Annotated in this window: 13 protein-coding genes and 1 pseudogene; 10 read left to right on the top strand and 4 right to left on the bottom strand. The window is 69.1% G+C overall.

All coding sequences use genetic code 11. From position 1 onward, the window contains the following. Nucleotides 1–31: 31 nt before the first annotated feature. Complete coding sequence (locus ABH933_RS04880) at nucleotides 32–466, top strand: SRPBCC family protein (protein WP_215915264.1); 435 nt, start codon at nucleotides 32–34, stop codon at nucleotides 464–466. A gap of 10 nt (nucleotides 467–476) precedes the next feature. Here ABH933_RS04880 and ABH933_RS04875 read toward each other — a convergent pair whose 3' ends face one another. Then, nucleotides 477–1,070 (bottom strand): hypothetical protein, encoded by a 594-nt coding sequence (locus ABH933_RS04875; RefSeq protein WP_429417961.1) that lies wholly within the window; start codon nucleotides 1,068–1,070, stop codon nucleotides 477–479. 146 nt (nucleotides 1,071–1,216) lie between these two features. On the opposite strand from ABH933_RS04875, the gene ABH933_RS04870 reads away from it, so the two are divergent. From ABH933_RS04870 to ABH933_RS04850, 5 genes are all read left to right on the top strand, one after another. Beyond that, nucleotides 1,217–1,552, top strand: coding sequence for a YbaB/EbfC family nucleoid-associated protein (locus ABH933_RS04870; RefSeq protein ID WP_215915892.1), 336 nt, complete (start codon nucleotides 1,217–1,219; stop codon nucleotides 1,550–1,552). Between the two features lie 16 nt (nucleotides 1,553–1,568). Beyond that, nucleotides 1,569–2,177: a recombination mediator RecR gene (gene recR / locus ABH933_RS04865; RefSeq protein WP_429417959.1), complete on the top strand. Its 609-nt coding sequence runs from the start codon at nucleotides 1,569–1,571 to the stop codon at nucleotides 2,175–2,177. Nucleotides 2,178–2,255: 78 nt separating this feature from the next. Next, the gene (locus ABH933_RS04860; protein ID WP_429417957.1) at nucleotides 2,256–2,870 is read left to right on the top strand and encodes a LysE family translocator; all 615 of its coding nucleotides are present in this window, start codon (nucleotides 2,256–2,258) and stop codon (nucleotides 2,868–2,870) included. Between the two features lie 89 nt (nucleotides 2,871–2,959). After that, nucleotides 2,960–3,181: a hypothetical protein gene (locus ABH933_RS04855; RefSeq protein ID WP_215915268.1), complete on the top strand. Its 222-nt coding sequence runs from the start codon at nucleotides 2,960–2,962 to the stop codon at nucleotides 3,179–3,181. Then, nucleotides 3,178–3,834: a hypothetical protein gene (locus ABH933_RS04850; RefSeq protein ID WP_429417955.1), complete on the top strand. Its 657-nt coding sequence runs from the start codon at nucleotides 3,178–3,180 to the stop codon at nucleotides 3,832–3,834. Before ABH933_RS04855 ends, ABH933_RS04850 begins: the two co-directional genes overlap by 4 nt. A gap of 168 nt (nucleotides 3,835–4,002) precedes the next feature. Here the strand turns inward: ABH933_RS04850 and ABH933_RS04845 are convergent, their stop codons facing one another. Then, entirely contained in the window at nucleotides 4,003–5,130 is a 1,128-nt protein-coding gene (locus ABH933_RS04845; protein WP_429417953.1) for a DUF5685 family protein, read from the bottom strand. 321 nt (nucleotides 5,131–5,451) lie between these two features. On the opposite strand from ABH933_RS04845, the gene ABH933_RS04840 reads away from it, so the two are divergent. Together ABH933_RS04840 and leuA are read left to right on the top strand one after the other, a co-directional pair. Beyond that, nucleotides 5,452–6,567 (top strand): PLP-dependent cysteine synthase family protein, encoded by a 1,116-nt coding sequence (locus ABH933_RS04840; RefSeq protein ID WP_429417951.1) that lies wholly within the window; start codon nucleotides 5,452–5,454, stop codon nucleotides 6,565–6,567. A 243-nt stretch (nucleotides 6,568–6,810) separates the two neighbouring features. After that, nucleotides 6,811–8,601, top strand: a complete 1,791-nt coding sequence (gene leuA / locus ABH933_RS04835) for a 2-isopropylmalate synthase (protein ID WP_429417950.1) — start codon at nucleotides 6,811–6,813, stop codon at nucleotides 8,599–8,601. A gap of 4 nt (nucleotides 8,602–8,605) precedes the next feature. Here leuA and ABH933_RS04830 read toward each other — a convergent pair whose 3' ends face one another. Then, nucleotides 8,606–8,977, bottom strand: a complete 372-nt coding sequence (locus tag ABH933_RS04830) for a hypothetical protein (RefSeq protein WP_429417948.1) — start codon at nucleotides 8,975–8,977, stop codon at nucleotides 8,606–8,608. A gap of 596 nt (nucleotides 8,978–9,573) precedes the next feature. Here ABH933_RS04830 and ABH933_RS04825 point away from each other — a divergent pair. Beyond that, a pseudogene (locus tag ABH933_RS04825) lies at nucleotides 9,574–11,082 on the top strand (AAA family ATPase); the annotation flags it as partial. Between the two features lie 364 nt (nucleotides 11,083–11,446). On the opposite strand, the gene ABH933_RS04820 reads toward ABH933_RS04825, so the two are convergent. Continuing rightward, a complete protein-coding gene (locus ABH933_RS04820) occupies nucleotides 11,447–12,361 on the bottom strand; it encodes a LysR family transcriptional regulator (protein ID WP_429417944.1) in 915 nt (304 codons plus the stop codon). 75 nt (nucleotides 12,362–12,436) lie between these two features. Between ABH933_RS04820 and ABH933_RS04815 the strand changes: the two genes are divergently transcribed. Further along, nucleotides 12,437–13,393, top strand: coding sequence for an EamA family transporter (locus ABH933_RS04815; RefSeq protein ID WP_429417942.1), 957 nt, complete (start codon nucleotides 12,437–12,439; stop codon nucleotides 13,391–13,393). Nucleotides 13,394–13,432 lie beyond the last annotated feature (39 nt).

The following is a 13,432-nucleotide window of genomic DNA, read 5'->3' as shown; positions in this document are numbered from 1 at the left end:
CGCATTTGCGGACTCGAGTGAGGAGCTCATTGTGGGACAGGTCAGCGCATCCAGTTCGATCGTCGTTCCGGCGGAACCGCAGCGCACCCTGGAGGCGATCGCGGATTACGAGACGGTCCGCCCGCAGATCCTCACCCCGCACTACCGCGATTACAAGGTGGTCGAGGGTGGTAAGGGCGCCGGAACGGTCGCGGACTGGACGCTGCAGGCCACCGAGAAGCGTTCCCGCAACGTGCACGCCACGATCTCGGTGTCCGATTCGATCGTGACCGAACGGGATTCGAATTCGACCATGGTGACGACCTGGACGGTGACGCCGTCGGGCACCGGCTCGCTGGTGACCGTGCGCACCAGCTGGAAGGGCGCCGGCGGCGTCCCCGGCTTCTTCGAGGGCATCTTCGCGCCGTTGGGGCTGAAGAAGATTCAGGCGCAGGTGCTCGAAAACCTCAAGGGCGCACTGAGCTGAGGATGCGCGCTCAGGCGGGCCGATGCTCGATGAGCACGAAGCTCAGCAGCAGTGCGGTCTCGAAAGCCCCGCGCCACCACGAGTATCCGAACCACACGCCCGGGCTCACCTCGCGGATCTCATCGAGGATCTGCGGGGTGACGGACGGGGCGTAGTCCAGGATCCAGGCCGGCTGGTGGTCCACGCGCTCGGGTGCCGAGTAGACGTACGCGGGAAAGCCGGGGATGTTCGCGCCGGTGATCCGGTTCAGCAGCGTGCCGCCGTTCGGGCCCGTGTAGAAGGTCTTGCCGATCCAGAACGGCGGCGCCAGCGTCTCCATGATGGGCGGACGAGCCACCCAGCCGTCCGTCACGCCCATCGGGACGTCCCCGCGCGAGGACGAGAAGAAGATCTTGTCCTGCTGCTCGATCGAACACTGCGTGCGCAGCGCGTTCACCGTCGCCATGCGGTCGTTCGGATAGAGGATGCAGCCGCCGCCGAAGCTGGTGTCCGCCTGTGCGGCCGGCGCCATCACGGTGGTTGGAACGACACACAAGGTGGCCAGGCCCGCGAGCGCCGCGAAGCGCATCAGGGCCGACCGCAAGAGCTGACTGTATACCCGCATTGTTGCCTCCGTCAGGTATCCCTGCCGTCACGATGATCGCCCGGCGTGACAATGATCGTAAGTGGCCCGGGCCCCGCCGATGCTGCGGTAGACCGAACCGTGACTACCCTGGAGGCGGAAACTCCGCGATGACAGAGAGGACCTCCGTGCAGCCCGGTGGACAGTTCGATATGCAGGCATTGCTGGCGCAGGCGCAGCAGATGCAGGAGGCCGTGCTGGCCGCGCAGGAGGAGATCGCGGCCGCCGAGGTGCCGGGTGAGGCCGGCGGCGGCCTGGTCAAGGTCACGATTAAGGCGACCGGCGAGGTGACCTCGCTGCAGATCGATCCGAAGGTCGTCGACCCCGAGGATGTGGAGACGCTGCAGGATCTCGTCGTCGGCGCGATCAATGCGGCGATGGCCAGCGCGCAGGAGCTCGCGGCGCAGAAGCTGGGCCCGCTGGCCGGTGGCATGGGCGGCGGCGTGCCCGGCCTGCCGTTCTGATCGAAAGGCGGCGCAGGTGTACGAGGGTCCGGTTCAGGATCTGATCGACGAGCTGGGCAAGCTGCCCGGCGTCGGTCCGAAGAGCGCGCAGCGCATCGCGTTTCATCTGCTCTCGGTGGAGCCGCCGGAGATCGACCGCCTGCAGGCGGCGCTGCAGAAGGTGCGCGACGGCGTGCGGTTCTGCGCCGTCTGCGGCACGGTCTCCGACGGCGAGCTGTGCCGCATCTGCGCCGATCCGCGCCGCGACCGCACCATGATCTGCGTGGTCGAGGAGCCCAAGGACGTGCAGGCCATCGAGCGCACCCGCGAGTTCCGGGGCCGTTACCACGTGCTGGGCGGCGCGCTGGATCCGTTGTCCGGCATCGGCCCGGACCAGCTGCGGATCCGGGAGTTGCTGGCGCGCATCGGAAATCAGGCCGACGGCGTGGACGTCACCGAGGTGATCATCGCCACCGACCCCAACACCGAGGGCGAGGCGACGGCCACCTACCTGGTCCGCATGATGCGCGACTTCCCCGGCCTGGCCGTGACTCGCCTGGCCTCGGGCCTGCCGATGGGCGGCGACCTCGAATTCGCCGACGAGCTGACACTGGGCCGGGCGCTGTCCGGTCGCCGCGCGCTGTAGGCGTGAGCGGGTAGTGCGTTCGGCGGCCGGGCATTTCGGGCCTAGGCAGGCAGGGCGATTCCGGTTACTCTCCGGGTAATGAGCCTTGCCTTTCTCATTACCACCCTCGTCATCGTCGTCACCCCGGGTACCGGGGCGCTCTACACCCTGGCCGCCGGGCTGCAGCGCGGCGCCAGAGCCGCCGTCGTCGCGGCGTTCGGCTGCACGCTCGGGATCGTCCCGCAGTTGCTCGCCGCGATCACCGGCCTGGCCGCGCTGCTCAACACCAGTGCGGTCGCCTTCGCGACGCTGAAGTATCTCGGCGTGCTCTACCTGTTGTACATGGCATGGAATACCTTCCGGGACAAGGGATCCCTCGCGGTCGAGCCGGAGCCGGGCGCCGCCCCCTCGGGACTGAGGGTGATCGGGTCGGCGATCCTGATCAACCTGCTGAACCCGAAGCTGTCGATCTTCTTCTTCGCATTCCTGCCGCAGTTCGTGAATACCCACTCGGCCCACGCCGTTCCGCAGATGCTCTGGCTCAGTGGCGTTTTCATGCTGGTGACCTTCGTGGTGTTCGCGCTCTACGGCATCTTCGCCGCCGCCGTGCGCAGGCATGTCATCGATCGTCCGGCGATCACGGCATGGATGCGGCGGGTGTTCGGGCTGTCCTTCCTCGCCCTGGCCGGGCGGCTGGCGCTCACCAATCAGTAGGGACACGCGGACCCGACACGCGAAAAGGGGCGGCGGAACGGGTGTTCGAGTGGTAGACCGGATGCGAGCATCTCTCTGGAGGAGGTCTTGTGCGCACGAGGGTCTGTACGTCCTGCGATTCGGCGCTCGACCACTGTCACGGCACGCTGATCGTGCACACCGACTGGTCGGTGGATTGCACGGAGGGCGACAACTGCTACGACGGCGACCGGTCCCGCCACAGCTTCATCGTCGACTGCTTCGACGTGGCGGGCGGGTGCGGGTGCGCGGTGTCGGGGACCCGCAGGCGGCCGCGTAGCCTGGCCGGGTGAGTTACGACCACGTACTGCTGCCGTCCGGCGTCGCCTCGACGCCCGCCGAGGTCGAGGAGTATCTGACCACTCAGCAGGGCAGGCCGGAATCCGAGCCGGTCGCGGCGATCGCGGCCGAGCTCATCCGGCGCAACTCCGAGCGGCCCGAATCCGACAGCTTCCTGTCGGCGGACGTGGGTGGCGACGGCGCGGGCGCGACGCTGCACGTCCCGAGCCCCTACGACGCGATCGGCCACGTGCGCGGGCTGCTGTTCGAGCTGGCCACGCCGCGCGACTATGCGATCTTCGATCCGCAGCTGAGCTGGCTGATCGACCCGGCCGGACGCGTCGACATCGCGGTGACCCACGGCGGAGCCGGTGAATTCCCGTATCTTACAAGGAAACTCGTTGACGAGTGGATTCCCGCGCTCGCCGAGCCCGGGCCGTATCTGATCGTGGCGAGCGCCCCCGAGGTCTATATCCAGACCTACCGCAACGGCCCGGACGATTACACCCTCGAATACCGGGATGGCAGCGCCGACAAGCACTTCGGCGCCACCCTTACCGATCCGCAGCGGGTCGCCGATCTGATCTGGGCGTGGGCCGCCGGCGACCGCGCCCGTCTGGACGAGGTGGCCTGGGAGCGTGTGACTTTCGACAGCCACTCCGCCTAGTCGGAGCTACCGGCTCGTACCGCCTGCGCATCGAGCTCGCGCGCCCGCCTGGACGCGGTGTCTGGAGCCCGACCTTCGAGGGTCACTCCGCCTGAGGGGCTCCACACGCCTGCCGCTGTTCGGTTCGCCCTTACCGTGCACCCGATATCCGCTGCATCCCAGCGGAATTCAGCAGTCGCAGCAGCCGTCCCCGCAGCATTCGCAGCCCTCGCAGGTGCAGCAGCAGCAATCCTCGCTGCACCGGCAGCACTCGCAGCAGGCGATGCCCTCGCAGAACGGCAGGCAGAATCCGCTGCGGCGGCGGGGCGGGGGACCGTAGCCGTATCCGGGCGGCGGGTAGTAGCCCTGCGGCGGCGGGTAGCCGTATCCGGGCGGCGGCGGGCCGTATCGGCCGCGGCGACCGCGCCGGTTGACGATGGTGGAATCGCCGCGGCAGCTCTCGTGATCCGAGTGCTTGAAGGTGCGGTGCACCGACCGGCCCAGTTCCTTGGTCAGCAGCCGGTGCACCAGCCGCCCATCGGTGAATTCGACCTCGGCCAGCGCCAATTCGATGCCCAGCAGCGCGTCGGTGCACAGCCGGTGGGTCTCCTCGGCGGCGGTTCCCGTGGCCACCAGCGGATTCCACTTGCCGTGCGTGAAGTCCTCGTGCAGATCCTCGGCGGCGTCGACCAGATGCGCGATGCGGCCGAACAGCCGGCCGGCCTCGATCAGTGCGCCCTCGTTGCCGGGCCGCCCGGACAGGATCGCGGTGTGCCCGAACGCCGCCGCGGTGGCGGCCTCGGTCGGTTCGGTGAGCTCGAGCAGGGTGGTCTGCGGTCCGGCGGCGGCCTCGACGGCGAGCTGCCGGTCCACCGCGTCCAGCAGGACCGCGGTGTCGAAGCCCAAGCCCGCGCCGGTCTCGGCGCCCTGGCGGGCCCAGCGCTCGGCGATGCGCCGGGCGGCGGGCCGCACGCCCGCCGTCCCCGCGACGCCGTCGCCGTCCTCGACATGGTCGCGCACCTTCGCCGCGGCCAGCACCAGCGATACCGTGGCGGCCAGCCGCACGCTGTCGCCGGTGGCGACGTCGGCGGTGCGCATGGCGCGCAGGGGGCAGGGCCCGGCGGCGCGGCGGGTGGCCCGGGGCGCCTGCGCATCGACCAGCGCCGAGATGACCAGGCCGTCGTAGTTGGTGGCCATGCGGGCGGCCTGGCCGTGGTCGTCGCGCAGCGCCAGGCAGAGCCCGCACAGCTGCGCCATCCACGCGGAACTCAACTCTGCGCCCAGTCTGTGCTTACAGGGGCGGATGATGCCGAACACGCCTCGACGGTAGTGGAGATCGGCGGGGTGCGCTCGGCAGATCACCTGTGAATCCGGTAAGGACACAACCGAATCCGCACGGGACGCGGGGTGTTTGCCGGTCCGGGCGTCCGTCGGCAGGTATCGCGGTCGGCGTGTGTCGCGACTCCCGTGTGCGCGAATTGTGGGCAAGACCGTCCGCAGCCTCGCGGTCCGTGGACTGCGCTGATGTGTAAGGTCGCAGCTAGTGGCTGACGCAAGTCCCATCGATGGCCACGTACGCCGATGGTGGCGTTCCGAAGCGTCAGCAACCAGCCTGTTGCCGAACCGCCGGAGGTGCCCATGACGACGTCCGCAGAACCGGGCATGATCGATGTCAATCGATACGATCCGGAGCACCGGCGCTGGCTGTCCGAGGCGATCGCCAAGGTGCGCGCCGATGCGCGCCGCTCCTCCGATACCCACCTGCTGCGGGTGCCGCTCGCCGCGTTGCCCGGTGTGGACCTGTATCTAAAGGACGAGTCCACGCATCCCACCGGCTCGCTCAAGCACCGCCTCGCCCGCTCGCTGTTCCTGCACGCGCTGTGCAGCGGCTGGGTCCGCCCGGGCCGCCCGGTGATCGAGGCCTCCAGCGGTTCCACGGCGGTGTCCGAGGCGTACTTCGCGCGGCTGATCGGGGTCCCGTTCATCGCGGTGATGGCCCGCAGCACCAGCCGGGAGAAGGTTCGGCTGATCGAATTCCACGGCGGCAGTTGTCATTTCGTCGACAATGCGAACGAGGTGTACGACGTCGCGGCGCGGCTGGCGCGCGAGAGCGGCGGGCACTACATGGACCAGTTCACCTACGCCGAGCGGGCGACGGACTGGCGCGGCAACAACAACATCGCCGAGTCGATCTTCGACCAGATGTCCCAGGAGCGCTTCCCTGATCCGGCGTGGGTCGTCGCGACCGCGGGCACCGGCGGCACCTCGGCCACCATCGCGCGCTTTATCCGCTACACCGGCCGCTCGACCGGCCTGTGCGTGGCCGATCCCGACAATTCGGCCTTCTTCCCGGGCTGGCGCGACGGCGACACCGCCGTCACCACCGAGGTCTGCTCGCGCATCGAGGGCATCGGCCGCCAGCGGGTCGAGCCGAGCTTCGTCTCCTCGGCCATCGACCGGATGATCCATGTGCCCGATGCCGCCGCGATCGCCGCGGTGCACGTGCTCGAGGAGGTGATCGGCCGCAAGGCCGGGGCGTCCACCGGAACCGGGCTGTGGGCGGCGTTCCACATCATGTCCGAGATGGCCCGCGAGGGTCGTGAGGGCAGCGTCGTCGGGCTGATCTGCGACCCCGGCGATCGATATATCGATAAGTACTACGCGGCGGATTGGCTCGAGTCCCAGGCCATCGATATCGAGCCCTACCGGGACCGATTGCGCGATTTCCTCATCTCGGGGGAGCTGCACGCATAACCGGGGACGGTGAGCCGACGGAGCTTGCGCCAGTCGGCGGGGTGGGTGAACACAGCCGGGTGGCACCCACCACCCTTCCCTCGGAAGAACGCGGACCTGTAAACTCGCGACCATCATGCAGCGGGCACTCCTCCTCGGCCGCCGCGACGGGGTCTGATACGGACCGGCTCCCGCCGCGGGGTTCAGCTGTGCCGGTCGACCAATTCCCTGGGATACACCAAACCCACCCTTTTGGAGATTTGCATGTCACCTGCTGACGCCTTCGTATCGCGCGCCATCACCGCGCCTTCCAAGCCAGCCCCGGCCGACCAGCCCGCGTGGAACCAGCAGAAGAACTCCTCGATGCCGACCTTCCGGTACCGACCCTTCGCCGAGGAGGTCGAGCCGATCACGCTGCCGGAGCGCACCTGGCCGAACAAGGTCATCGATCGCGCGCCCGGCTGGTGCGCGGTCGACCTGCGCGACGGCAATCAGGCCCTGATCGATCCGATGAGCCCGGCCCGCAAGCGCCGCATGTTCGACCTGCTGGTGCGGATGGGCTACAAGGAGATCGAGGTCGGCTTCCCCTCGGCCAGCCAGACCGACTTCGACTTCGTCCGCGAGATCATCGAGGACAACGCGATCCCCGACGACGTCACCATCCAGGTGCTGACCCAGTGCCGCGCCGAGCTGATCGAGCGCACCTTCGAGGCCTGCGCGGGCGCGGCCAACGTCATCGTGCACTTCTACAACTCGACCTCCATCCTGCAGCGGCGCGTGGTGTTCCGCGCCGACCGCGACGCGGTGCGGAAGATCGCCACCGACGCGGCGACGCTGGTCAAGCAGATCGAGCAGCGCTACCCGGACACGAACTGGCGCTACGAGTACAGCCCGGAGTCCTACACGGGCACCGAGCTGGAATACGCCAAGCAGGTGTGCGACGCGGTCTCGGAGATCATCGCGCCGACTCCGGACCAGCCGATGATCATCAACCTGCCCGCGACCGTCGAGATGGCCACCCCGAACGTGTACGCCGATTCGATCGAGTGGATGAGCCGCAACCTGGCCCGCCGCGAGTCGATCCTGCTGTCGCTGCACCCGCACAACGACCGCGGCACCGGCGTCGCCGCGGCCGAGCTGGGATACCTGGCCGGCGCGGACCGCATCGAGGGCTGCCTGTTCGGCAACGGCGAGCGCACCGGCAACGTGTGCCTGGTCACCCTGGGGATGAACATGTTCTCCCGCGGCATCGATCCACAGATCGACTTCTCCAACATCGACGAGATCCGCCGCACTGTGGAGTACTGCAACCAGCTGCCTGTGCACGAACGCCATCCCTACGGCGGCGACCTGGTGTACACCGCGTTCTCCGGCAGTCACCAGGACGCCATCAACAAGGGCCTGGACGCGATGAAGGCCGCGGCCGACGCCGCGGGCGCCGATGTGGACGACATCACCTGGGAGGTTCCGTACCTGCCGATCGACCCCAAGGACGTCGGCCGCACCTACGAGGCCGTGATCCGGGTCAACTCACAGTCCGGCAAGGGCGGCGTCGCCTACATCATGAAGACCGATCACGGCTTGGTGCTGCCGCGGCGGCTGCAGATCGAGTTCTCGCAGGCGATCCAGAAGATCACCGACGGCGAGGGTGGCGAGGTCAGCCCGAAGGAGATGTGGGACGTCTTCGCCGAGGAGTACCTGAACCCGATCAACCCGCTGGAGCGGATGCGCCAGAAGGTATCGGCCTCGGAGACCGACGGCGGCACCGACCACATCGACGCCGTGGTCAAGGTCGACGGTGTGGAGCAGGAGATCTCCGGCGAGGGCAACGGCCCGCTGGCAGCGTTCGTCGACGCGCTGGGTCCGATCGGCTACGACGTGCGGGTGCTGGACTACTCCGAGCACGCCATGTCCGCCGGTGACGACGCGAAGGCCGCGGCCTATGTGGAGTGCGCGGTCGGGGACAAGGTGAGCTGGGGTGTGGGCATCGCCACGTCGATCACCACCGCATCGCTGCGCGCGGTCGTCTCCGCGGTCAACCGGGCGCAGCGCTGACGCCTCACCAGCGCCACTGCACGTAGCCGTCGCCGAGGAATTCCAGCGAGGGGACATCGTGGATGTCCCCGTCGTCGGTCGTGATCGTCCAGGCGCCGGAGTGGAACAGGTCGAGGTCGGCGGGCGTGAGGCCGCGGCGTGCGGCCTCACGCGCGCACGCGGCGTCGTATTGCGCGTCGTCCTCGGGCAGGTCGTCGGTCTCGGCGAGCCAGCGTTCGAATTCGACGCATTGCTCGCATGTCTCGGCGCGGGTCGGATCGAGGAACTCGATTCTTCCGGTGGCCCACGGGGTCTCGTATCCGTAGTCGGTGATCGTGCCGATTCCGATGCGGTCGCGGACGAGCCGCATGGGCCTCGAGAACTGCGTTGCGTTCATGGTCCGTTCATGATTCGACTCGGTTGCCGCACCCGCCGGTGCCGCATTTGCGCAGATCGTAACGGTGGCGTGCCGAACTGGATATCCCCCGTGGACAACTCGCCGCCGTACAGGTTTGCCGCAGGTCTGTGCCACCCACGAGCATCCGCGCAGCGTGCTAGCGTTGAACAGCATCAGAGCCGAGCTCACTGCTCGAAAACTCCCGAGCAGATGGGGGATACGTGACCAACGACAACTCGACCTCGCCGCCGTGGCTGCAGGGCCACGGCGGTGACACGACCACCGAGCACGACGATCCGACCGCGGCTCCGCACAACGACGGACGGGTGGACGAACCCGCACCGGACGCCGAGCCGGCCGAATCGAGCTACGACGGGGCGGGCGAGGAGGAGCAGGCATCCGGGATGTTCCCGCCGGTGCCCGACTCGATGGAGCAGACCCCGTTCCCGGGCGGGCCGCAGTTCGAGCACGACCATCAGCCCGGTCCGGAACAGCATCTGGGTGCCCAGTCGCAGTTCCCGCCCGAGGGGCAGTTCCCGGAGCACCAGTTCGGGCAGGAGCACCAGGGCGCGTTCCCGCCGCCCGGCGGCCAGCCGATGGGCGGATTCCCGCCGCCCTCGCCCTTCACGCCGCAGGGGCAGTTCGCGCCGAACCCCGGTTTCGCGCCGCCCGGCGGCTTCCCGATGCCGGAGCAGGGCGGTCCGTTCGCCCCGCCTGGCGGCCCGGCGGATCCGACGTCGTTCGCGCCGCCCAACTTCGGCGATCTGCCGCCGCAGCCCTACGGCGAGATGCCCGGCCCGGAGGCGGGCGCGCAGCCGAATTTCAGTGAGCCACCGGTGAATTACGGTGAGGCGCGCCAGGAGACGCCCTACGGCGAGGTGCGCCAGGAGATCGGCAGCGACGGCATGGTCCGCCGCGTGTTCAACGAGGATCCGCAGGCTGCGCCCGCGCCGGAACCGCAGCAGTACGGCGGCGAGCAGTTCAGCTGGGCCCCGCCGCCGCCACCCGCGCCCCCGGCGTATCAGCCGCCGCCGCAGCAGCAGTCGCAGCCCGGTGGGTGGGGCGGTCCGCCCAGCCAGCCGAACTTCCCGCAGCAGCACCCCCCGCAGCAACCGCCGCAGGCGCAGCAGCCTCCCCAGCCGCAGCAGCAGCCGCCGCAGCCGGGTTTCACGCCGCAGCACATGCAGCAGCAGCTCGGGCAGCCCGGCCATTCGGTGAACGACCTGAACCTGCTCAAGCGGGCGCGGCGCTCGCCGCGCAGTGGCTGGCGCCGCGCGGTGCACAAGATGTCCGGTGGTGCGATCAATCCGGGTGAGTCCTCGGCGGATGTCGTCGTCCGGGAGCTCACCGAGCGGGTGAATCAGCCGGTTCGCGGCGACTACCGGATCGCGATCCTGTCGCTCAAGGGCGGCGTCGGCAAGACCACGACGACCGTCGGCCTCGGCTCGACCTTCGCCTCCGTGCGCGGTGACCGCGTCATCGCCATCGACGCCAACCCCGACCTCGGCACGCTCGCGCACCGGGTGCCGCGCCAGACCCGCTCCACGGTCCGAAATCTGCTGGAGGACCGCAACATCAGTCGCTACTCGGACGTGCGGGCGCACACCTCGCAGGCCCCGAGCCGACTGGAAGTGCTTGCCAGCGAACAGGATCCGGCGGTATCGGAGGCCTTCAGCGAGGAGGACTACCGCCGCGCGATCAGCATCCTGCAGCAGTTCTACAACATCATCCTCACCGACTGCGGTACCGGTCTGATGCACTCGGCGATGTCGGGCGTGCTGGACATGGCCAGCTCGCTGATCCTGGTGACCTCCCCGGCGATCGACGGCGCGCGCAGCGCCTCGGCCACGCTGGACTGGCTCGAGCATCACGGCTACAACAAGCTGGTCGAGCGAACCGTGGTGGTGGTCAACGCCTCTCGGCGCGGCGCGTCCACGGTGGATCTGGATCAGTTGCGCAAGCTGTTCCTGGACCGCACCCGGGCGGTGCAGGTGGTGCCGTTCGACGACCACCTCGCCGAGGGCGCGGAGATCGATCTGGAGCTGGTGAGCAAGCCGACCCGCACCGCCCTGCTGGAGCTGGCGGCGATGGTGGCCGACGACTTCGGCTTCAACGTTCCGCAGGCCCCGTTCCCGCTGCCGAACCAGTACCCGGGCCAGCCGGGACAGTTCCCGGGCGGCCAGGGCCAGTACCCGGGTCAGGGGCCGTTCCCCGGTCCGCAGGGCCCGTACCCCGGCCAGCCGGGACCGTATCCGGGAGACCCGTTCGCGGGGCCGGATCACTACGGTCAGTAGCGCTGCGAACCGCATAGGGGCGCAACGCGATAACGAACGGCTCGGCGAATCATGGTGATTCGCCGGGCTGTTCGACGATATGGCCGGACGATATGCCGCCTGCGGATCATCGAAATGCGTGATCGGCTGCCCGCCAGCTGATTCCGGCGAAGCGCTGGAATGGAGTGCGGCGCATTCAACCCGCGGTTACCGCGCGCGCGGCGGTGTGGAAGGCGTCGAGCACCGTGGCCACGGCGGGGCGGCGCTCGGCGTGCGGGCGGGTGGCCAGGTCGTACAGGCGGGCCGCGCGGACGCCGGAGAGGCGCAGCACCGCGAGGCCGGGGTGGCGTACGGCGTGGCGCGGTATCAGGGCGACGCCGTGCCCGGCCGCCACCAGCTCCTCGATGACGCTGAAATCGTTGAGCCGCTGAGTAATTCGTGGTTGGACGCCGGTGACGGTGGCGATCGATCGCAGGACGTCGTCGACGGGGAAGCCGCCGCGCACGCTGAGCCAGGACTCCTGCGCCAGCTCCTGTGGGGTGACCGTTTCGCGATCGGCCAGACGGTGGCCGCGGGCGACAACGACGTCGATCGGCTCGCGCATCAACTGCTGTGCGGCGACCCTGGGCCCGGATATCGAGCCGGCGCGCTCGTCGCGATGGGTCAGCACGACGTCGTAGTCGGCGAGCAGGCGTGGCACGGCGGTCGGCGGCACGTCCTCATCGCGGGCGACGATGTCGACCCCGCTCTCGGCGAGTGCGGCCAGCACGTGCGGCAGCAGCAGCGCGGCCCCGGACGGGAACAGCGCCACCCGCACCTGCCCGCGCGGTGAGCCGCGGTACAGCGCCATCTCGGCCGCGGCGCGGTCCATCGCGGCGAGCACCTCATCGGCCCGGATCGCCAGCGCGTGGCCGGCGTCGGTCAGCCGCACCCGGCGCCCGTCGGGTTCCAGCAGCGCCACCCCGGCCTCCCGCGCGAGCGCCTTCAGCTGCTGCGACACCGCGGACGGCGTCATCGACAGCGCCTCGGCGACCCGCGCGACCGTGCCGCGATCGGCGAATTCGCGCAGCACCCGCAGCCGCTCGGCGGAGGTGAAGGATCCTTCCTGCATTGTTCAGTTTTACTACAGTATCAATCCACTTATATTCGATTGTTCTAATAGATCCGCGTCCTCAAGATGAGCGGTGTGAGTTACCGTGATCGTCTGCTCGGCTTGGCCGTCGTACTGCTCTGGGGGCTGAACTTCCTGGCTCTGCATATCGGGGTGGAGCACTTTCCGCCGATGTTCTTCGCGGGGTTGCGATTCGCGGTGATCGCGGTGCCCGTGCTGATTCTGGTGCCGCGGCCGCGGGTGCCGCTGCGGTGGCTGTTGCTGTACGGGTTCGGATTCGGGGTGCTGCAGTTCGCGTTCCTGTTCACCGCCATGCGCGCGGGCATGCCGACCGGGCTGTCCTCACTGGTGCTGCAGTCCTCGGCGCCGTTCACCGTGCTGCTCGGCTCGCTGCTGCTGCGCGAAAGGCTCGGGGCCACAAAGATTCTCGGGCTGGCCACCGCGTTACTCGGTATGGTGGTCATCGGGTGGGACCGGGCCCAGCACGCCGCGCTGGTGCCCGTGCTGCTGACGCTGGCGGGCGGGCTGGGGTGGGCGCTGGGCAATATCGGCTCACGGCTCGCCGCGGCGGGCTCTGCCTCGGATCCCGCCCGGAAGGTCGATCCGCTGCACCTGACCCTGTGGATGGCGGTGGTGCCGCCGATCCCGTTGTTCGCGCTGTCGCTGCTGATCGAGGGGCCGACTGCGGGTGTTCATGCGCTCGCGGCCTCCTTCTCGGCCACGGGCTGGCCCGCTCTCGCCGCACTGGCATACACGGTGGTGCTGGCCACCGTGGTGGGCTCGGGTCTGTGGACCTATCTGATGGGCCGCTATCCGGCGGGCGCGGTCGCACCGCTCTCGCTGATGGTTCCCGTGGTGGGCATCCCCGCGTCGTGGGCCTTCCTGGGCGAGCGGCCGACGGCTCCGTCGCTGATCGGTGGAGTGATCGTGATCGCGGGCGCGTTCGCGGCGACCTCCGGTGGGCGGCGCCGGGCCGTGGTGCCGAACGATTCGCCGGTCCTGGACATGCAGGCGGTGCCAGTCCAGCAGTAACTCGGCAACGGAACCGTTGGTCCGAAACTTGCCGCACCC

Origin of the sequence: Nocardia sp. GP40 (assembly GCF_050434125.1) — a bacterium.
In the GTDB taxonomy this organism is placed as follows: domain Bacteria; phylum Actinomycetota; class Actinomycetes; order Mycobacteriales; family Mycobacteriaceae; genus Nocardia; species Nocardia albiluteola.
The sequence above is the reverse complement of the archived record's forward strand: the minus strand, read 5'-3'. Positions and strand labels throughout refer to the sequence as shown.

Excerpts from the sequence above, each read along its gene's own strand:
- leuA (WP_429417950.1), top strand. The coding sequence starts at position 6,811 with ATGTCACCTGCTGACGCCTTCGTATCGCGCGCCATCACCGCGCCTTCC.
- ABH933_RS04830 (WP_429417948.1), bottom strand. The coding sequence starts at position 8,977 with ATGAACGCAACGCAGTTCTCGAGGCCCATGCGGCTCGTCCGCGACCGC.
- ABH933_RS04820 (WP_429417944.1), bottom strand. The coding sequence starts at position 12,361 with ATGCAGGAAGGATCCTTCACCTCCGCCGAGCGGCTGCGGGTGCTGCGC.
- ABH933_RS04860 (WP_429417957.1), top strand. The coding sequence starts at position 2,256 with ATGAGCCTTGCCTTTCTCATTACCACCCTCGTCATCGTCGTCACCCCG.
- ABH933_RS04840 (WP_429417951.1), top strand. The coding sequence starts at position 5,452 with ATGACGACGTCCGCAGAACCGGGCATGATCGATGTCAATCGATACGAT.
- ABH933_RS04875 (WP_429417961.1), bottom strand. The coding sequence starts at position 1,070 with ATGCGGGTATACAGTCAGCTCTTGCGGTCGGCCCTGATGCGCTTCGCG.